Below are 18,634 nucleotides of genomic sequence, written 5' to 3' on the forward strand. Positions count from 1 at the left end.
TTCATCCAGCTGTAGCTGTGAGTTCGCTGTAGGTGATCATCGCTACATCCCTGGTCAGCCGAGCAGGACGTCGAAGATCCACTGTGGTGCGAAGCCCAGGATGACGGTGACCGTGGCCGCCACCGCGACCGCCGCGGCCACCGGGCGGGGCACCGGGATCCGGGGGTGGGTGGCCGCCTGGAGCAGCTCCGGGTCGGCGATCGCGGTCACGGTGGATCCGGTCGCCGCCGGTTCGGCGGCGGGGAGGTCGGCGAAGTGGATGCCCACCGGCGCCGGGCGGGTGTAGAGCAGGGCGGCCACCCGGACGTAGTACGCCAGCGCGATGAGGGCGTTCAGGGCCACCACCGCGGCCAGCCAGCCCCAGCCCGCGTTGATCAGGGCGGCGATCACGGTCACCTTGGCGAAGAGACCGGCCAGGCCCGGTGGCAGGCCGGCCAGACCCGCGAGGGCCAGCACGAGCGCCGCACCCAGCCAGGGCCGGCGACGGCCCTCGCCACGGAGATCCGCCAGCTCGCCACCGTCGGCGGACGGCCCGCGCAGAGCCACCACCACGGCGAACGCCACGAACTCGAGCACGACGAAGAAGACCGCGTACGCGATCGCCGCCGGCACGCCCGCCGAGCCCACCGCCAGCGCGGCCAGGATGTAGCCCGCCTGGGCCACCGACGACCAGGCCAGCAGCCGTACCGTCCGGGTCTGGCGCAGGGCGACCAGGTTGCCCACCGTCATGGTCAGCACGGCCAGGACCGCCACCAGCGGCCCGGTGTCCAGCCGCTGCACGACCGCGGCCAGGGCCACCACGCCGCCGAGCTTCGAGGCCGTCGACAGGTACGCCGCCACCGGCACCGGTGAGCCGTCGTAGGTGGCCGGCGCCCAGGCGTGCAACGGGACCGCCGCCACCTTGAACGCGAAGCCGATCACCAGCAGTGCGGCGCCGACCGCCCCCAGCGGCGCGAGCGGGCCCGATCCCGCGGTGAGCACGGCCAGGTGCAGCACGCCGGTGGACGCGAAGAGCAGGGCCGCGCCGAGCAGGGCGATCGCCGTGGAGATCACGCTGACCAGGAAGAAGGTGACCGCGGCCGAGGCGCCGGTGGTCGTCACCCGCTCACGGGGAGCGAAGCGGCGCAGGCCCACGAGCACGTACAGCGGCAGGGTCAGCGTCTCCAGCCCGACGATCAGGGTGATCAGGTCGCCCGCGTACGCGATGACCACTCCCCCGGCCATCGAACTGGTCAGCAGGAAGCAGAACTCGCCGGCCGGGGCGGCGCCCGCGCGCAGCGCCGGGGCCGACAGCGCGAGCACGCCGATCGTCAGCGCCGCGAACAGCACCGCCACGACGGCCGCCTGCGGGCCGCTCACCCAGGAGCAGTGCTCAGCGCCGCAGAAGGTCGAGGCCGGGCGCAGCCCGAGCGCCACCGCCCCGCCGATCGTGGCGAGCCCGCCGACGATGCCCGCCGGCAGCACGAACCGGCCGAAGGCCAGCTCCAGCACCAGGACGAGCAGCGCGGTGCCGCCCGCCGCGTAGAGCGGCAGCAGGGCGAAGTGGTTCACGGTCTGGGTCATGGCAGGGCTCCGGTCAGGGCAGCCACCGGGTCGGCGGTCGCGGCGAGCACCAGCGCCGGCACCAGCCCGATCGCCAGCGCCAGCAGCACCAGCGGCGACCACGCCAGCCACTCGGGGCGGGTGATGCCCGCGAAGCCGGCCACCGCCGGGCTCGCCGGGCCGTGGGTGACCCGGCGCAGCAGCCGCAGGAAGTACGCCGCGGTCAGGGCGCCGCCGATCGCCGCCAGCACGGCCAGGGTGATCCACAAGGGGCCACCGCGCTCGGTGGCGGCCACCACGGCGAACGCCTCGCCCCAGAAGCCGGCCAGGCCGGGCAGCCCGAGGGAGGCGATCGACGCGAAGGCCAGCAGGCCGGCCAGCCGCGGCGCGGTCTCGCGCAGCCCGCCGAGGTCGGCCAGGGCGCCGGTGTGGGCCCGGTCCTTGATCGCGCCGGCCAGGAAGAACAGCAGGCCGGTGATGACGCCGTGGGCCACGTTGCCGACCAGCGCGGCCTGCAGGCCGGTCGCGGTCAGCGTCGCGATGCCCAGCAGCACGAAGCCCATGTGCCCGACGCTGGAGTAGGCGATCAGCCGCTTCAGCTCGGTCTGCCGCAGGCACACCAGGGATCCGACGAGGATGGCGGCGACGGCGAGGACGCCGAGCACGGGGGCGGCCCAGGCCGCGCCGAGCGGTGCCACTCCGACCCCGACCCGGATCAGGCCGTACGTGCCCATCTTCAGCAGCACGCCGGCCAGGATCACGCTGCCTACTGTGGGCGCTTCGGTGTGCGCGTCCGGCAGCCAGGTGTGCAGCGGCCAGAGCGGCGCCTTCACCGCGAACGCGACGGCGAACAGGGCGAACGCTGTGTACTGCACTGTGCGGGACAGGCCGGTGCCGCCGGTCAGGACCGTCAGGTCGCCGGTGCCGGCCGCGACGACGACGGTGAAGACGCCCAGCAGGAGCAGCAGCGAGCCGAACAGGGTGTAGAGCACGAACTTGCGGGCCGCGCGGCGGCGGTCCGGGCCACCCCAGCCGGCGATGACCGCGTACATCGGCAGGAGGACGACCTCGAAGAAGATGAAGAACAGCACGAGGTCCAGGGCCAGGAACGTGCCGAGGATGCCGACCTCGAGCACCAGCAGCAGCGCCGCCAGCGTCCGGCCGCGGCCGCCGTCCGGCACCTTCCAGACCGTGTACGCGCAGCACAGCGCCGTCAGCAGCCCGGTCAGCACCACCAGCGGGTACGAGATCCCGTCCACGCCGAGGTGGAAGTCGACGCCGAGGGCAGGCACCCACGGCACCGACACGTTGATCCACGGCAGCAGCGCCGACGGCCGGTCACCGTAGGCGAACCAGCCGTGGTCGGCGCTCGGCATCGCCAACAGCGCGGTGAGCACGAACGTCACCGCGGCGAAGACCGCGGCGACGATGCGGGCGCCCCGATCGATCCGCGCCGGCAGCAGCGCTACCACCAGCGCGCCCAGTGCCGGCACCGCCAGGACGGCGATGAGCAGCACCTGCGCGAGTGAGCCGCCGCTGGTGACGTAGTCGCGGTAGGGGGTCATGAGGCTGCTCCGTAGATCGCCGCGACGACCCCGAGCACCAGCGCGCCGGCGAAGACCGCGACCGCCGCTCGCGGCAGGGCCGCGCGGTGGGCGTTGGCCAGCACGACGCCGAGCCGGGTGGTGGAGGAGCCGGTGCCCTCGACGGCCGCGTCGACCACCCGCTCGTCGAGCAGGCGCAGGGCGGTGGCGAGGGCGCGTACCGGGCGTACCACCAGGCGGTCCTGCACGTCGTCGAGGCGGAAGCCGGCGGCGAACAACGGCCGCAGCCGGCCCAGGGCCTGCGCCGGGTCCACGCCGGGCGCGTTGTGCCACAGCCACCACGAGCTGCCGGCGCCTAGCACGAGCAGGACCAGCGGCAGCACGATGCTGATCTCCAGGTGCGGGGCCTCGAGCTCCAGCGCGCTGCGGAAGCCGGGCAGGAACGCGAGCAGGCCGAGCAGCGCAGCCGGGATCGTGAGCAGCAGGACGGGCCACAGCATCAGGCCGGGCGGATCGTGTGCGGCGCCGGGGCCCCGTTCGTAGCGGGCGTCGTCGAAGCCGACATGCCACTCGTCGGTGCGGGACCGGGCGTGGCCGAAGAAGGTGCGCAGCAGCAGGCGGGTCGCGTACCAGGCGGTGATCGCGACGCCGAGCAGGCCGGCGACATAGATCAGCCACCCCACCCAGGCCGGCGCCGGGCCATGGCCCTCACCGGCGTGCGCGGCAGCGACCAGGACGTTCTCCTTGGACCAGAAACCGGACAGCGGCGGCAGCCCGGCCAGCGCACCGAGCCCGATCACGAACGCCCAGAAGGTGCGGGGCAGGTGCGTGCGCAGGCCGCCCATCCGCGACATCAGGTTGGTGCCGACCGCGTGGATCACCGCGCCGGCCGCGAGGAACAGCAGCGCCTTGAAAGCGGCGTGGGTGAGCAGGTGGAACAGGGCCGCGGCGGGCGAACCGACGGCCAGGGCGCCGGTCATGTAGCCGATCTGCGAGACGGTGGACCAGGCCAGCACCCGTTTGAGGTCGTCCTGGGCGGTCGCGGCGAGCGCACCCAGCAGCAGCGTGATCGCCGCCATGACACCGAGCACCGCCAGCGCGCCCGGTGAGCGGGCGAAGAGCGGGAAGAGCCGGAAGACCACGTACACGCCCGCGGCGACCATCGTGGCCGCGTGGATCAGGGCGGAGATCGGCGTCGGGCCGGCCATCGCGTCCGGCAGCCAGGTGTGCAGCGGGAACTGGGCGCTCTTGCCGGCCACCCCGGCCAGGATCAGCAGCAGCGCGACGGTCAGCTGCACGATGGTCAGCTCCGAGGGCGCGCTCGCCAGCACGGTGGAGATCTTGAAGCTGCCGGCCGAGACGCCCAGCAGAGCTATGCCGAGCAGGAAGCCGACGTCGCCGACCCGGGTGACCAGGAACGCCTTCACCGCCGCCCGGGGCGCCTCGGGCAACCGCCGGTCGTGGCCGATGAGCAGATACGAGCAGAGGCCCATCACCTCCCAGCCGACCAGCAGCATGATCAGGTCGTTGGCCGAGACGACCAGCAGCATCGCCCCGGTGAAGATGCTGACCTGGGCGGCGTAGGGCGCGTACCGGGGGTCGTCGTGCAGGTAGCCGACCGAGTAGATCTGCACGCAGAGCGCGACGACCGTGACGGCCAGCGCGACATAGAGCGCCGCCGGGCCGAGCGACACACCGAAGGTCACCGGCAGATCGCCGAAGCGGACGACCTCCACGCTGTAGTCGATCAGCTTGTCGGTCGCGACCAGCAGGAAGATCACGGCGGCGAGCGCGAGCGCCGCGCCGAGGATGCCGAGAGCCGCGGCCAGGCGGCGACCAGAGCGGCCCGCGTCGCCGGGCCGCAGCAGGAGACCGACCAGACCGAGCAGCACCGGTACGCCGGACAGCGCCGTCCCGAAGACCTCCGCGATCACCGGCTGACCTGCTCGTCCTCGTGGTGCAGGGCGACCTCGTCGACGTGCACCGCCCGGCGCATCCGGTAGTACTGCAGCACGATGGCCAGGCCCACGCCCACTTCGGCGGCGGCCAGCACGATCACGAACAGGGCGAACACCCCGCCGGAGTGCCCGGGCCGGCCGTCGGGGTACGCCCAGGACTCGATCTGCACGCCGACCAGGGTGGCCCGGACCGCGGCGTCGGCGGTCACGAAGATCAGGTTGACCGCGTTGAGCATCAGCTCGACCGCCATCAGCACCAGGATCGCGTTGCGCCGGCGCAGCACGCCGTAGACGCCGAGCCCGAACAGCAGCGCACCCGTCACGTACGGGATCACGGCATGCATCAGGCCTCATCCCCCTTGCGGGCGCCGATGTCGGGACGCGACAGCACGATCGCGCCCACCAGGGCGGCGAGCAGGAGGATCGACAGCACCTCGAACGGCAGCACCCACTGGCCGAAGATCTGCGTGCCCATCCGCTCGGCCGTGCCCGGGGCGGGCCGGTCGTAGAGCGTCCAGCGGAACGCGTCGGCCAGCAGCGCGGCCAGGCCCAGGCCGACCCCGCCCCCGACGATCAGCGCCGGCCAGGCCGGGCGGTCCAGGTCGCGGGAAGGGCCGATCGGCGCGCGGGTCAGCATGACCGCGAACAGCAGCAGCACGACGACCGCGCCGACGTAGACCAGGACCTGCACCCAGGCCACCAGCTCGGCCCCGAGGACCAGGTAGAGCCCGGCGACCGCGCCCAGGCTGATCACCAGGTAGAGCCCGGAGCGGACCAGGTGGGTGCTGGTGACGACCGCCGCACCGGAACCCACCGCCACGGCTCCGAGCGCCAGCAGCAGCACATCGGCGACCGTCACTTCTCCGGCTCCGGGCGTACGGCGGGGCGCGCGGTCTTGGCCGGGGTCGCCGCACCGGGGCCCGCGGCCTTGCGCGCGGCGGTGGCCTCCTCCTTCGACGGCTCACCGAGCACGTCGTGGGCCGGCGGCGGCGGGACGGTCCGCATCCAGTCGCCGAGGCGGTCCTTGTCGTGCAGCAGGTTCAGCACGTCGGTCTCCGCGTACTCGAACTCGGGGGTCCAGTGCAGCGCGTCGAACGGGCAGACCTCGATGCAGATGCCGCAGTACATGCACAGGGAGAAGTCGATGTCGAACTTGTCGAGGACATTGCGCTGCCGGGCCCGGGCGGCGCCGGGAACGACGACCTCTTCCTTGTGCGAATCGATGTAGATGCACCAGTCCGGGCACTCACGGGCGCACAGCATGCAGACCGTGCAGTTCTCCTCGAGCAGGGCGATGACCCCGCGGGAGCGCGGCGGCAGCTCCGGCTCGACGTCCGGATACTGCTGGGTGCTGCTGCGCTTGGTCATCGTCTTGAGCGTGACGGCCAGGCCGTTGATCAGGCCCTGGCCCGGCGTGTGCCGATCTCCCTGCTCGCTCATAAGGGCATATCCTGCCCGGTCCCACCGGCGTAGGCGAGCACACCCCCGCTTCTGTTGTCCGACGGGTTGCGGCCGGGCGTCCTGAGGACGCCCGGCCGCACTCCCGGCTCAGGCGCAGAGGGCGGTGTCCACGGCCTTCAGCACCTTGTCGGCCGACTCCTCGTCGACCGGCATCGAGGTCACAGCCACCGTCGCCGCGCGACCGTCCTCGGTGACGCCGCCGCGGGTCTCGTAGCCCGGGATGTCACCGCCGTGGCCCCAGGCCACCCCGCCGCAACTGAGCGGGTAGCTCAGCAGGCCGAGGCCGTACCGGGCGCCGGGCCACATGTCCACCGCGGGGACGGTCGTCCGCATCTCCTTGAGCTGCGCGGCGGGCAGCAGCCGGCCGGCCAGCAGCGCGGTGAAGAACTTGTTCAGGTCCTCGGGGGTGGCGATCATCTGCCCGGCGGCCCAGCCCCAGGACGGGTCCAGCGTGGTGACGTCCCGCGGCTTGCCCGCCGCGTCCGGGTGGTAGCCGTGCGGGTGGCGCTCCCGGATGCCCTGCTCCCCGACGGCCGGGAAGTACGTGTGCCGCAGCCCGGCCCGGCGGATCACCCGCTCGGTGAGGACCTCGGCCAGCGGGCGCCCGGTCACCTTCTGGATCAGCAGGCCGGCCACCACGTAGTTGGTGTTGCTGTACGCCCACTTGGCCCCGGGCGCGAAGTCGGCCGGATGGGCCAGCGCGAGGTCGAGCAGCTCGCGCGGCTCCATGTAGGTGTGCTGCAACGCGAACGAGCCGTCCACGTCGAGGTGGTCCGTGTAGTTGGGCAGCCCGCTGGTGTGCTGCAGCAGCTGCCGCACGGTGATGTGCCGTCCGTCGATCCTCTCGCCGCGCACCAGGCCCGGCAGGTAGGTGTCGATCGGTGAGTCGAGGGCGACCTTCTTCTCGGCCACCAGCTGCAGGACCGCCACGGCGACGAACGTCTTGGTGTTGCTGCCGATCCGGACCTGGCCGTCGGCCGGGACCCGGGCGCCGGTGCGCAGATCGCCCACCCCGGCGGTGAGATCACGGGTGTGGCCGTCCCGGCCCTGCACCGCCGCCAGCGCACCCGGGGCACCGCCGTCCCCGACGATCTGCTGCAACTGGTCACGGACCGGATCACGCGGGGCGGCACTGACCGGCTGGGCGACGCCGGCGACCAGGGCGCCGGTGGTCAGGACGGCTGCTACGACATGACGCAGGGACATCGGTGAGAGCTCCTCGGCAGGGGTTGCTGGGACCCCTCAAGCCTTTCGGAGACGGCCCGCCGGGACGAGCCTGCCAGCCACCCAACCGGGGGTGGGGCCAGCCCCACCCCTACAGTGCAAGTTTCACCACGGCGGTCAGCACGAGCTGGGCCAGGGCCACCGGGACCAGCACCAGCCAGCACAGCCGCTGCAGCTGGTCCTCACGCAGCCGCGGATAGCTGACCCGCAGCCAGATGACCACGAAGGACACCGCGAACACCTTCACCAGCGTCCACAGCCAGCCGAGGTGGGCCGGGTCCGGGCCGTGCCAGCCGCCCAGGAACAGCACGGTGGTCAGGGCCGCGATGACGACGATGCCGACGTACTCGGCGAGCAGGAAGAACGCGAAACGCAGCCCGGAATACTCGGTCATGTAGCCGAACACCAGCTCGGAGTCGGCGATCGGCATGTCGAACGGCGGCCGCCGGATCTCGGCCAGCCCGGAGATGAAGAACACCAGCGCGGCCGGCGCCTGCCAGAGCAACCACCACGGCGACCAGGCCTCGACGATGCCGGGCAGGCTCAGCGTGCCCGCGGCCATCGCGACACTCGCCGCCGACAGCACCAGCGGCAGCTCGTAACCGAGCAGCTGGGCCGCGCCGCGCAGGCCGCCCAGCAGGCTGTACTTGTTGGCCGACGCCCACGCCGACATCAGCACGGCGACCACACCGACGCCGAGGACGGCGAGCACGAAGAACAAACCGATGTCCATCGGCTGGGCGACCAGGCCGCCGGGCCCGAGCGGGATGGCCAGCAGGACGATGAGGTACGGGAAGAGCGCCACGATCGGGGCCAGCTGGAACACCCGGCGGTCGGCGTCCCGCGGGGTGATGTCCTCTTTCTGCACGAACTTGACGCCGTCGGCGACGAGTTGCGCCCAGCCGTGGAAGCCGCCCGCGTACATCGGGCCGAGCCGGCTCTGCATGTGGGCCATGACCTTGTGTTCCATCTGACCGACGACCAGCGGCACCACCAGGAACGCGGCGACCACGGCGACGACCCGGACTCCCAGATCGAGCCAGAGCGGCATCAAGCGTCCTTCCCGTCGCTGGTCTCCGGCGTGTTCCCGGTCTCCGGCGGCGTGCCGGTGGTCTCCGGCGCCGGCGTGGCATCCGCCGCTGCCTTGGCCGCGGCGGCCTGGTCGGCGGCCTCGGCTGCCTCGGCCTGACCGGCACCGATCGTCTCGGCTGCTGCCGGATCCACCGTGGGCGGTGCCGCGTGTCCGGGCGCTGCCTGCCCACCCGGTCCGGGCGGCGCCTGCTCCCCCGTCGCGGACTCGACTCCCTGCGGACCCGTTCCGGGCTCGGCCGCGGGAGCTGCCCGGCGTTCGGGGCGGGCCGGACGCTCGCCGGCCGGGCGGGCCGGACGCTCTCCGCCGGGGACGGCTCCGCCTGCGCGCACGGGCCGGTCGCCCGGGGCACGCCGGGCCGGGGTCTCCGGGGGCGGGACCTTGCCCTTCATCGGACCCCACTCGTTCGGATCCGGTACGCCCGGCGGCCGCATCGGGGCCCGTTTGGCCGTGCCCGCCTCCGACTCCCCCGGCTCCTTCGCGCCCGGCCAGGCCTTGGCCACCCGGGACGCCAGCACGAACTCCTTGCGCAGCGGGTTGCCCTCGAAGCCCGGCGGCAGCAGCAGCGGCCGCAGGTCCGGGTGGCGGGAGAAGCTGATCCCGAACATCTCGTGGGTCTCCCGCTCGTGCCACGCCGCGCCCGGGAACAGGTCGATCACCGACTCGACCACCGGGTTGTCCCGGGTCACCCGGGCGCGCAGCAGCAGCCCGTGCTTGCGGCGGGTGGACCACAGGTGCGCGACGACGGTGAAGCCCTCGTCCAGTTCGTCGACCGCTGACAGCCAGTCGAAGAAGTCGCAGCCCAGCGCGCCGGGGTCGCGGGCGGCGCCGACCGCCGTCCACCACAGGGCGGCCGGCACGTCGATCACGGCCCGCTCGTGGCCGGGGCCGCCGCCGGAGACTCCGGCGACGATCGTGCCCTCGGCGGGGGCGTCGTCCGCGTCTGCCGTCAGCAGGGCGATCATCCGCTCGCCGACCTCTTCGGGGGTCATGCCGCACATCCTATGATCCGGCCCGGTCCGGCCCGGGGTCGCCGCGACCCGACGCCCGTCCGGGGCGTGTCGGGGGCGCCGGCCAACGCCGGCCGGCAGGGGGACAACGACGCGCGCCGATCTGTGGCAGGGTGCGCCGCAACCCATCGCCGCGGTGGCACGTGTAGTGCCCGTGACAGCGCAGGCAACCACCCTGGGCGCCAGATCCCGACCGGAGACGCCAGCAGCCGTGCCCGACGACGACCCGCCGACCTTCGACGAGGTGTACGCCGTGCACTTCGGGGATCTGACTGTCCAGCTCTATGCCTATTTCGGGGACCGCCAGGAGGCGCAGGACGTCGTCCAGGAGGCTTTCTGCCGGGCCTACAGCCGGTGGAAGACGGTGAGCCGCTACGACGACCCGGTGGCCTGGATCCGGCGGGTGGCCTGGAATCTGGCCGTCAGCCGCTGGCGGCGTTCCCGTACGGCGCTGAACTTCCTGCGCAAGCAGCGGCGCGACGAGGCTCAGCTCGAGGGGCCCGGACCGGACCGGGTGGCACTGGTCGCCGCTCTGGCCACGTTGCCGGCCACTCATCGGCGGGCCGTGGTGCTGCGGCACCTGGCCGACCTGAGCGTCGCCGAGATCGCCGACCGGGAGGGCGTCGCCGAGGGCACGGTCAAGTCCTGGCTGCACCGGGGCCGGGCCGCGCTCGCCGTCCAGCTCGGCACGGACTCCGCGGAGGTGCACGGTGGTTGAGGAGTTCGAGGACCTCTTCGCGGAGTTCCGCGCCGACACTGTCTGGCAGGTACGACCGCCTGGCGCGGACCAGGTACGCCGTACCGTGCGCCGCCGCCGCACCGCCACCGCGGCCTTCGCCGGGGTGCTGCTCCTGGCCCTGAGCGGCACCGTGGCCCTGCTCGGTTTCCCGTCCCGGCCCACCACACCGGCCAACCGTGACTCGCTGACGCAGGCCGAGCTGGACCGCCTCACCGGCGTGGCGGACCGGGCGGTGAAGGCCGGCAATCCCGGGCCCACGGTGTTCTCCCGCCGCGGACCGGTCGCCGGCGTCATCTCCGCGACCGAGCAGACCTACCTGGGCGAGATCGATCTGCAGATCGCCTGCGCCGGCAACGGATCGGTGACGCTGCTGGTCCAGGGCACGCCCGGCAGCGAGAGCGGTTCGACCGCACGTGTGGAGGTGGCCCGGATCACCGCCCGGTGCTCGGCCGCGCCGGTGCCCGCGGGGACCACCTTCGTGCTGGGTCAGTTCATCGACATCACCGTCGAGCTGGTGGACGCGGAGAGCGCGCGCGGCCGGGCGGGCTTCGCCTACCGGGCGACCAGCGACACCGGCAGGCCCGCGGCCCGGAGCGAGACCAACAATCCGAACGGCGTCCTGCCCCAGGACCTGCCGCCGGGCTCGGGCTCCGGCGGTGGTGGCGAGGTGTCGGGGCGGCGTTTCCACACCGGCTGGGAACGGCTGAACGGCGACTTCCGCCTGGCCGTGGCCTGCGCCGGCACCGGCACGTTGCGGATCCAGCTCCGGCAGGCCCGCAGCGCCGCCGATCCGGAGGGCACGGTGCTCGCGACGAAGACCTGGACGGCGCGGTGCCAATATCCGCCGGAGCGGCAGGACCTCGTCGTCGGCGTCATCCGCAACCGGCAGGTCGATCTGTCGCTGACCTACGAGAGCACGTCACCGGCGCCCGGCGACGCCGCGTACCAGTTCCTGCCCCGGTGATCTACAGGCCGGGGAGGCGGCCGTTGCGGAACAGGTCGACGAAGTCCTGGTGGTCCTCGCGGGCCTGGTCGCCGTACTGGTGGGCGAAGTCGACCAGCAGCGCGAGGAAGCCCGCCTCGTCCTTGTCGACCGCGGCCACGATGGCCTCCTCGGTGGAGAAGTCGACCAGGTCGTGGCTGGACTCGTCGTCGGCCACCGAGTGCATCCGGGCCACCGCGCGGCCCAGGTCGGTGACGACGCCGCTGAGCTCCTCCGGCTCGTTCACGTCGGCCCAGTCCAGGTCGGCCGCGTACGGCGACACCTCGGCGACGAGCTGGCCGACGCCGTTGAGCTCGGTGTAGCCCAGCCAGGGGTCGGCGTGCGCCTGCAGGGCCCGCTGCGACTCGGCCGTACGGTGTCCCTGGTGCCGGAAGTAGGACCGCACCCGTTCGTCGTCGATCCACCGCGCGACGGCCGGCACCTGGGCCTGCTTCATGTAGATGATGACGTCGTTCTCCAGCGCCTGGGTGTGCCCCTCCAGCAGCAGGTTGTACGACGGCAGCCCGGCCGAGCCGATGCCGACGCCCTTGCGCAGCTTGATGTCCTTGATCCCGGTGGAGATGCCGTGACCGTGCGAGGGCAGCGTGTCCAGGTAGTCGGAGAAGGCGGCCCGGACGGTGGCGGCGGTCGGCTCGTCCACGTCGTAGACGCCGTCGCCGAGGGAGAAGCGCCGCTCATAGTCGTCGATCGTGGTCTGGCCGGCGAGCAGCTCGACCCGGGTGTTGAGCCGGGCCTCCTGGAGCACCCGGCGCAGCACCCCGTCGGCGTTGTCCAGGGTGATCGAGCCGATCGCGTCGTCACCACCGGCCGCGATCGCCCGCAGCTCGGTCAGGTAGGCCCGGGCGAAGGTGCCGACCAGCTCGCTGATCACCTGGTCGGAGAGGGCCTTGCTGTAGCCGATCAGGGCCACGCTGGCCGAGAAGCGTTTGAGGTCCCAGATGAACGGGCCGACGTACGCCTCGTCGAAGTCGTTGACGTTGAAGACGAGCTGGCCGGACGAGTTCATGTAGGTGCCGAAGTTCTCCGCGTGCAGGTCGCCGTGGATCCAGACCCGGCTGGTCCGCTCGTCGAGGAACGCGTCGTCGCGGAACGCACCCGTCTGGTCGGCGTAGAACAGCGAGGCGCTGCCCCGGTAGAACGCGAACGGCGACGCGGCCATCTTGCGGAACTTGCGCCGGAAGGCCGCCGGGTCCAGCGCCATCAGGTCGCCGAACTCCCTGGTCAATACGTCGATGATGAAGTCCGCCCGGGACTGCTCGCTCATGATGGGCAGACTAGCTGTATCGCACCATCAAACGGGGCGCTTGACCGCCGGCGCCGTCAGCGAATCGGCGTTCCGGGGTCGTGCCGGGGGTGGGCCGGGGACCAGCGGGTCCGGCCGTGACACTCCGCCGGGGCCGGACTGCTCGGCGGCGATCTGCTCCTGCAGGCGCAGGATGCCGTGCAGCAGCGCCTCCGGCCGCGGCGGGCAGCCGGGCACGTAGACGTCGACGGGGATGAGCTGGTCGACGCCCTTGGTCACCGAGTACGAGTCCCAGTACGGCCCGCCGCAGTTGGAGCAGGAGCCGAACGAGATCACGTACTTGGGCTCGGGCATCTGGTCGTACAGCCGGCGGATCGCGGGGGCCATCTTGTCGGTGACCGTGCCGGAGACCACCATCAGGTCGGCCTGGCGCGGGCCGTGCGCGAACGGGATCACGCCCAGCCGCATGAAGTCGTGCCGGCCCATGCTGGTCGCGATGAACTCGATCGCGCAGCAGGCCAGGCCGAAGTTGAAGACCCACAGCGAGTAGCGGCGACCCCAGTTCAGCACGAACTTGATGGGGTCCCCGAGGACTCCTGGCAAGGCGGACACAGTCGTCAACCTACCCCTCACCATGCGGGACGCTGGAGCTGGCTCAGGAAGCCGGCCAGCAGAGCCTCGCGCAGGGCGGGCGGGGCCACGTTCAGCAGGGAATTGACCGCCGCCATGCTCTTGCCGACGTCCTCGCCCAGCCCGAGGCCGGCCGCCAGCCCCTCGATCAGCTCCGGCGTCACCAGCTGCGGGGTCAGCGCGCCGGCGGCCTCGAGCAACGCGGGCGGCAGCTCGATCGGGCCGCGGGCGCGGGTCGCGGCCACCGCGGCGGCGAGGTCGGGCCCGAAGTCGGCGGCGGTCGCGGCGACCGCGGCGGTCACCGTGAGGTGGATGGTCGCGGGCAGCTCCGCGTACGCGAGCTGAGGCTGGGTGTGCCAGCCACGCGCGGCCAGCTCGTCGGCGAGCACGAACAGGTCGACGTCCGGCTCGGCGGCCAGGCACACGACGCTGGTCTCGGGCGGGGCGAACAGGCGTACGCCGCCGGTGGCCTCGACCGCGGCCGCGAGCACGGCGACCGCGTCCCGGGTGTGCCCGGCCAGCCGCAGGTAACCGTCGTCGCCCAGGTGCCGCAGCGTGGCCAGGGCCGCCGCGATCGGCCCGCCGGATCTGGTGGACGAGATCACCGGGTTGACCATCGTGTAGCCGGGCCAGTCCGCGTACGCGAAGAACTGCGGCAGCCGCAGCGCCGCGTCCCGGTGCAGCAGCACGGAGACGCCCTTCGGCGCGTACGCGTATTTGTGCAGGTCGACCGAGATGCTGGTGACGCCGGGCACGGTGAAGTCGAAGGCCGGCAGGTCGGCGCCGAGCCGCCGTAGGAAGGGCAGCACCCAGCCACCGAAGCACGCGTCGACGTGGAACCGCACGCCGCGCTCGGCGGCCAGGGCGGCGAGCTCGGTGATCGGGTCGACGACACCGTGCGCGTAGCTCGGGGCCGAGCCCGCCACCAGCACCGTCTCCGGACCGATCGCCGACGCCATGGCGGCGGGGTCAGCGCGCAGGTCCGGGCCGACGGGTACGACTTCGAGGGCAACCCGCAGGTAGTGCGCCGCCTTGGCGAACGCGGCGTGCGCGGTGGACGGGACCACCAGCCGCGGCCGCTCGATCTCCGGGTGCGCGTCCCGGGCCGCCTTCACCGCCAGGATCAGCGACTCGGTGCCGCCGCTGGTGACGCTGCCGACCACCTCCGGCACGTCCGTGCCGGGACCGCCGCCGAGCAGCCGGCCGGCCGCCGCGACCAGCGCGTTCTCCATCGCCAGCAGCGACGGGAAGGCGGTCGGGTCCAGGCCGTTGACGTGCGCGGAGATCGCGTACGCGGCCCGGGCCAGCTCGTCGAGTCCGGCGACGGCGGGGTCGTACACATAGGCGAACAGCCGCCCGCCGTGCGTGGGCAGGTCGGCCGCCCGCAGCTCACGCAACTCGGCGAGCACCTGCTCACCCGGAACGCCGGTGCCCGGCAACGCCTCGATCATGGCGTTCAAGTTAGTCCTGGTAGCGGCGCAGCAGGGCGACCGCCGCCCCGACCAGCAGGGCCGGGACCACGGTGAAGCCCAGCAGGACGCCGAGGCGGGCCGCCGGATCCTGGGCCGCTGCCTCGCCGGTCGACGACGATGCGTAGCCGAAGAGCTGCAGGATCAGCGCGTAGATGCCCGGGCCCAGGGCCAGGCCGAGCGTCTCCCCCGCGGTCCACAACCCGGTGAACACCCCGGCCTGGCGGCGCCCGGTGCGTACGGTGTCGCGCTCGATCAGGTCGGGGAGCATCGCCAGGGCGAAGACCTGCTGGCCGGCGTAACCGCAGCCGATCAGGGCCACGACCAGGTAGATCACCACCGCGGGCAGGGTGGGTGAGGCCAGCAGGGCCAGGGCACCGAGCGCGAAGAGCACGGAGGCGGCGATCAGGCCGCGGAGTTTGCCGTGGCGGGCCCCGACCCGGCTCCACAGCGGCATGACCAGCAGCGCCGGGCCTACGAAGGCGGCGAACAGGAAGGTCGCGCCGGACTTCTGGCCGATGACGTGGTCGGCGAAGTACTGCACGCCGGCGAGCATCGTGCCGATGCCGGCCGCCTGGATCACGTAACAGAGCAGCAGGGAGCGGAACGACGCGTTGGCCGCCGCGATCCGTAACTGGGCGCGCAGGCTGGGCTCCTGGTCGGCTGCGCTGCGGGACTCTGCTGTGCGCGTACCGAAGAAGGCACCCAGGGTGCCCACGACGATGAGCGCGCCGACGAACGCGCCGGACCATCGGTGGCCGGTCAGGCCGCCGCCGCCCAGGTCGACGACCAGCGGGGCGAGCGCGCCCGAGATCAGGATGGCCAGGGCCAGGACCGCGACCCGCCAGGTCATCAGGCGGGTGCGCTCGGCCCGGCCGGAGGTCAGCTCGGCCGGCATCGCGACGTAGGGCACCTGGAAGAACGCGAACGCGGTGGCCGCGGCCAGGAAGGCGACGGCGACGTAGGCGCCCGCCGCGGCGCCGGCGGCGAACGGCCCGGCGAAGATGGCGGCGAACAGCACGCCCAGCGCCAGGCCGGCGCCGAGCAGGAAGCCGCGCCGGTCGCCGCTGCGGTCGGAGATCCGGCCCGCGACCGGGTTCACCAGTACGTCCCAGGCCTTCGGCAGGAGCACGAGCAGTCCGGCGACGCCGGCCGCGACGCCGAGCGTGTCGGTCAGATAGGGCAGCAGGAGCAGACCGGGCACTGTCCCGAAAGGTCCGGTCACCAGCGAGCCCAGCGAATATCCGGCGACGACGCGGCGGGAGAGCCGTACGTCGTGCGAGGGACCGGCGACCGTCATGGACGCGGATGGTAACCATCGGTGGGCCGCTGCGCCTACGCTTCGCCGAATGGAGATTTCCGCACCGCCGTCCCGGGTCGCCGCCGGGGTCGCCGCGAGCCATCCCGCGACGGCCGAGGCCGGCCTGCGGGTGCTGCGAGCCGGAGGTACGGCCGCCGACGCCGCCGTCGCCGCTGTGCTCGCCACCTGCGTCGCCGAGACGGTCTACACCGGGCTGGGCGGGGGCGGTTTCGCCACCTACTTCGACGCCGCCAGCGGCTCGGTCACCTGCCTGGACTTCTTCGTCTCGGTGCCGGGCACGGACGGCGACCGGGTGGCCGGGCCGATGCTCGCGGTCGACGTGTTCTTCGGCGGGGTGCCGCAGGTGTATTCGATCGGCGGGGCCAGCGTGGCCGTGCCGGGCGTGCCGGTCGGGTGCGGCGAGGTGCACCGGCGCTGGGGCCGGCTGCCCTGGGCGGAGCTGGTCGCCCCGGCGTTGGAGCTGGCCCGCGCCGGGGTCCCGCTGCCAGCCGCGCACTCCCGGACTCTCGAGTCCTGCGCCCCGGCGCTGGCCCACGGCGAGGGCGCGGCCATCTACGCACCGCAGGGCAAGCTGCTGCAGGGCGGTGACCTGCTCTTCCACCCCGGGCTGGCGACGGCGATGGCGGCGCTCGCGGCCGAGGGGCCCGCGCTGTTCCACACCGGTTCCTACGCGCCGCTGCTGGTCGAGACGGTCCGTGCGGCCGGCGGGGCGCTCGGCCCGCGTGACCTGGCCGACTACCGGGTGCTGGAGACGCCGGTCGACCGGGCCACGCTCGCCGCCCACCAGGTCCGGGCCCGGCACGATCTCAACCGGACGGTCGACACCATCGCGGCTCTGCCCCGGGACCTGGCCGTACTGCCCCGGCCGGCCCGCGCGGTGGCGGTGGCCGCGGCCCTGCGCGACCGGGGCCGGCAGAAGATCGGCGACACCACCAACGTCTCGGTGGTCGACCGCGACGGCAACGCCTGCGTGATCACCACGACGATGGGGCTGGGCGCCGCGGTGTGGCTGCCCGGGCTGGGCGTCAACCTCAACTCCATGCTCGGCGAGGGCGAGCTGATCACCGAGGACCTCGGGCCCGGCGTACGGATGTCGTCCAACATGTGCCCGCTGGTGGTCATCGACGACGAGGGTGCGCTGGCGGTCGCGGCCGGCTCGGCGGGTGCCTCCCGGATCCGTACCGCGCTGGTCGACACGCTGCTCGGGGTGCTGGTCGACGGGGTGGACATGCCCACCGCGATCGCCCGGCCGCGCTTCCACGTCGTGGACGACACGGTCCACGCCGAGCCGGGCTACCCGCGGGACGAGCTGGCCGCCCTGGCCGCGGCGGGCTGGCAGATCAACGAGTGGCCGGAGCTGAACCACTACTTCGGCGGCGTCACGGCGGTGGGTGTCGGCGGTGCGGCCGGCGACCCCCGCCGCGACGGCGTCGGGTTGCTGCTCTGACCGGTGTCACATCGTGCGGGCCAGGGTCGCCTGCGCGTCGGCGGCGACCTCGGCCAGCGACACGTCCAGGTCGGTGGCGGTGAGGCCGAACGTGCGCTCGGTCAGCAGACTGTCCATGATGAACGGCGCGTAGAACTGGTAGTCCATCTCGGCCAGCTCGCGGGCCATCGGCACGGCCAGGCCCGCGGTGCGCATCACGAAGCGGGGCAGCTGCCGGATCGCGACGGGCTTGGTGCCGGTCAGCGTGAAGTAGCGGTCGGCCAGGGCGCGGACGCTGATCGCCGGGACGGACGGCACGTGCCACGCCCGGCCGAACGCCCGGTCGTCGGCGGCCAGCGCGACCAGGGCCCGGGCCATGTCGCCGGTGTAGGTGAAGGTGTGCGGCGCGTCGACGTCGCCCGGCATCCACGCCGTCCGGCCCTTGGCGATCGCCGGCAGCAGCACCTGGGAGAAGATCGACGCCGCGCCGGCCCCGATGTAGTCGGACCCGCGGACCTCGACCGTGCGGACCCCGCTGGCCAGGGCGTCCTGCCACATCTTGATCCGCACCCGGCCCTTGCGGCCGGTGGCGGCGAGCGGGCTGTTCTCGGTCATCCGGCCGCCGGGGACCGGGCCGTAGACGTACAGGTTGCCGGTGATGGCCAGGACCGCGCCGGTGCGCTGAGCGGCGGTCAGCATGGCTCCGGCCAGCGGCGGCCAGAGCGTCTCCCACTGGGTATACTTCGGGTTGGCGCAGTTGTAGAGGGCGACCGCGTCGCGGGTGAGGTCGGTGAGCCGGTGCGCGTCGGTGGCGTCGGCGGCGATCCGTTCGATCAGCGGGTGCGCAGGGCCGGTGCCGCTGCGGGTGATGACGCGTACGGACTCGCCGCGCTCGGCGAGCAGGCGGGCCACCGAGGAACCGACCGGGCCGGAACCGACGATCACGTGCTTCGACATTGCGATCTCCTTTGTGA

Annotated in this window: 17 protein-coding genes; 3 read left to right on the forward strand and 14 right to left on the reverse strand. The window is 73.1% G+C overall.

Annotated features, from left to right (window positions below):
• Positions 1-54 precede the first annotated feature (54 nt).
• From ACWEOZ_RS14855 to ACWEOZ_RS14895, 9 genes are all read right to left on the reverse strand, one after another.
• The gene (locus ACWEOZ_RS14855; RefSeq protein ID WP_451911212.1) at positions 55-1,563 is read right to left on the reverse strand and encodes an NADH-quinone oxidoreductase subunit N; all 1,509 of its coding nucleotides are present in this window, start codon (positions 1,561-1,563) and stop codon (positions 55-57) included.
• Positions 1,560-3,107, reverse strand: coding sequence for a complex I subunit 4 family protein (locus ACWEOZ_RS14860; RefSeq protein ID WP_451911213.1), 1,548 nt, complete (start codon positions 3,105-3,107; stop codon positions 1,560-1,562). Before ACWEOZ_RS14860 ends, ACWEOZ_RS14855 begins: the two co-directional genes overlap by 4 nt.
• Positions 3,104-5,020: an NADH-quinone oxidoreductase subunit 5 family protein gene (locus tag ACWEOZ_RS14865; RefSeq protein WP_451911214.1), complete on the reverse strand. Its 1,917-nt coding sequence runs from the start codon at positions 5,018-5,020 to the stop codon at positions 3,104-3,106. The genes ACWEOZ_RS14860 and ACWEOZ_RS14865 overlap by 4 nt, the downstream gene beginning before the upstream one ends.
• Complete coding sequence (gene nuoK, locus ACWEOZ_RS14870; RefSeq protein ID WP_451911215.1) at positions 5,017-5,388, reverse strand: NADH-quinone oxidoreductase subunit NuoK; 372 nt, start codon at positions 5,386-5,388, stop codon at positions 5,017-5,019. Before nuoK ends, ACWEOZ_RS14865 begins: the two co-directional genes overlap by 4 nt.
• A complete protein-coding gene (locus ACWEOZ_RS14875; RefSeq protein WP_451911216.1) occupies positions 5,388-5,903 on the reverse strand; it encodes an NADH-quinone oxidoreductase subunit J family protein in 516 nt (171 codons plus the stop codon). The genes nuoK and ACWEOZ_RS14875 overlap by 1 nt, the downstream gene beginning before the upstream one ends.
• Complete coding sequence (locus ACWEOZ_RS14880) at positions 5,900-6,484, reverse strand: NuoI/complex I 23 kDa subunit family protein (protein WP_451911217.1); 585 nt, start codon at positions 6,482-6,484, stop codon at positions 5,900-5,902. The genes ACWEOZ_RS14875 and ACWEOZ_RS14880 overlap by 4 nt, the downstream gene beginning before the upstream one ends.
• A gap of 108 nt (positions 6,485-6,592) precedes the next feature.
• On the reverse strand, positions 6,593-7,711 hold the full coding sequence (locus ACWEOZ_RS14885; protein WP_451911218.1) for a serine hydrolase domain-containing protein: 1,119 nt from the start codon (positions 7,709-7,711) through the stop codon (positions 6,593-6,595).
• Between the two features lie 109 nt (positions 7,712-7,820).
• Positions 7,821-8,780: an NADH-quinone oxidoreductase subunit NuoH gene (gene nuoH, locus ACWEOZ_RS14890; protein ID WP_451911219.1), complete on the reverse strand. Its 960-nt coding sequence runs from the start codon at positions 8,778-8,780 to the stop codon at positions 7,821-7,823.
• On the reverse strand, positions 8,780-9,811 hold the full coding sequence (locus ACWEOZ_RS14895; RefSeq protein ID WP_451911220.1) for an NADH-quinone oxidoreductase subunit C: 1,032 nt from the start codon (positions 9,809-9,811) through the stop codon (positions 8,780-8,782). Before ACWEOZ_RS14895 ends, nuoH begins: the two co-directional genes overlap by 1 nt.
• Positions 9,812-10,004: 193 nt before the next feature.
• On the opposite strand from ACWEOZ_RS14895, the gene ACWEOZ_RS14900 reads away from it, so the two are divergent.
• Positions 10,005-10,547, forward strand: coding sequence for an RNA polymerase sigma factor (locus tag ACWEOZ_RS14900; protein WP_451911295.1), 543 nt, complete (start codon positions 10,005-10,007; stop codon positions 10,545-10,547).
• Positions 10,540-11,532, forward strand: a complete 993-nt coding sequence (locus ACWEOZ_RS14905; RefSeq protein ID WP_451911221.1) for a hypothetical protein — start codon at positions 10,540-10,542, stop codon at positions 11,530-11,532. Before ACWEOZ_RS14900 ends, ACWEOZ_RS14905 begins: the two co-directional genes overlap by 8 nt.
• Position 11,533: 1 nt before the next feature.
• Here ACWEOZ_RS14905 and ACWEOZ_RS14910 read toward each other — a convergent pair whose 3' ends face one another.
• The 4 genes from ACWEOZ_RS14910 to ACWEOZ_RS14925 are packed head-to-tail and all read right to left on the reverse strand — an operon-like array spanning position 11,534 to position 16,213.
• Complete coding sequence (locus ACWEOZ_RS14910; RefSeq protein WP_451911222.1) at positions 11,534-12,835, reverse strand: DUF2252 domain-containing protein; 1,302 nt, start codon at positions 12,833-12,835, stop codon at positions 11,534-11,536.
• 27 nt (positions 12,836-12,862) lie between these two features.
• Entirely contained in the window at positions 12,863-13,426 is a 564-nt protein-coding gene (locus tag ACWEOZ_RS14915) for an NADH-quinone oxidoreductase subunit B (RefSeq protein ID WP_451911223.1), read from the reverse strand.
• Positions 13,427-13,443: 17 nt separating this feature from the next.
• Positions 13,444-14,895 (reverse strand): pyridoxal phosphate-dependent decarboxylase family protein, encoded by a 1,452-nt coding sequence (locus tag ACWEOZ_RS14920; RefSeq protein WP_451911224.1) that lies wholly within the window; start codon positions 14,893-14,895, stop codon positions 13,444-13,446.
• Positions 14,896-14,905: 10 nt separating this feature from the next.
• Positions 14,906-16,213, reverse strand: a complete 1,308-nt coding sequence (locus tag ACWEOZ_RS14925; RefSeq protein ID WP_451911225.1) for an MFS transporter — start codon at positions 16,211-16,213, stop codon at positions 14,906-14,908.
• Between the two features lie 49 nt (positions 16,214-16,262).
• On the opposite strand from ACWEOZ_RS14925, the gene ACWEOZ_RS14930 reads away from it, so the two are divergent.
• Positions 16,263-17,681, forward strand: a complete 1,419-nt coding sequence (locus ACWEOZ_RS14930; protein WP_451911226.1) for a gamma-glutamyltransferase — start codon at positions 16,263-16,265, stop codon at positions 17,679-17,681.
• 6 nt (positions 17,682-17,687) lie between these two features.
• Here the strand turns inward: ACWEOZ_RS14930 and ACWEOZ_RS14935 are convergent, their stop codons facing one another.
• Positions 17,688-18,617 carry an NAD-dependent epimerase/dehydratase family protein gene (locus ACWEOZ_RS14935; protein WP_451911227.1) on the reverse strand — a complete coding sequence of 310 codons (930 nt, stop codon included), beginning with the start codon at positions 18,615-18,617 and terminating at the stop codon, positions 17,688-17,690.
• Between the last annotated feature and the right edge of the window lie 17 nt (positions 18,618-18,634).

The sequence above is a fragment of the Actinoplanes sp. NPDC004185 genome, from assembly GCF_053603475.1.

What these genes read in the sequence shown, in the direction of transcription:
- ACWEOZ_RS14855 (WP_451911212.1), bottom strand. Translation starts at nt 1,563, where the DNA reads ATGACCCAGACCGTGAACCACTTCGCCCTGCTGCCGCTCTACGCGGCG.
- ACWEOZ_RS14860 (WP_451911213.1), bottom strand. Translation starts at nt 3,107, where the DNA reads ATGACCCCCTACCGCGACTACGTCACCAGCGGCGGCTCACTCGCGCAG.
- nuoK (WP_451911215.1), bottom strand. Translation starts at nt 5,388, where the DNA reads ATGCATGCCGTGATCCCGTACGTGACGGGTGCGCTGCTGTTCGGGCTC.
- ACWEOZ_RS14880 (WP_451911217.1), bottom strand. Translation starts at nt 6,484, where the DNA reads ATGAGCGAGCAGGGAGATCGGCACACGCCGGGCCAGGGCCTGATCAAC.
- ACWEOZ_RS14885 (WP_451911218.1), bottom strand. Translation starts at nt 7,711, where the DNA reads ATGTCCCTGCGTCATGTCGTAGCAGCCGTCCTGACCACCGGCGCCCTG.
- nuoH (WP_451911219.1), bottom strand. Translation starts at nt 8,780, where the DNA reads ATGCCGCTCTGGCTCGATCTGGGAGTCCGGGTCGTCGCCGTGGTCGCC.
- ACWEOZ_RS14895 (WP_451911220.1), bottom strand. Translation starts at nt 9,811, where the DNA reads ATGACCCCCGAAGAGGTCGGCGAGCGGATGATCGCCCTGCTGACGGCA.
- ACWEOZ_RS14910 (WP_451911222.1), bottom strand. Translation starts at nt 12,835, where the DNA reads ATGAGCGAGCAGTCCCGGGCGGACTTCATCATCGACGTATTGACCAGG.
- ACWEOZ_RS14920 (WP_451911224.1), bottom strand. Translation starts at nt 14,895, where the DNA reads ATGATCGAGGCGTTGCCGGGCACCGGCGTTCCGGGTGAGCAGGTGCTC.
- ACWEOZ_RS14925 (WP_451911225.1), bottom strand. Translation starts at nt 16,213, where the DNA reads ATGACGGTCGCCGGTCCCTCGCACGACGTACGGCTCTCCCGCCGCGTC.
- ACWEOZ_RS14930 (WP_451911226.1), top strand. Translation starts at nt 16,263, where the DNA reads ATGGAGATTTCCGCACCGCCGTCCCGGGTCGCCGCCGGGGTCGCCGCG.
- ACWEOZ_RS14935 (WP_451911227.1), bottom strand. Translation starts at nt 18,617, where the DNA reads ATGTCGAAGCACGTGATCGTCGGTTCCGGCCCGGTCGGTTCCTCGGTG.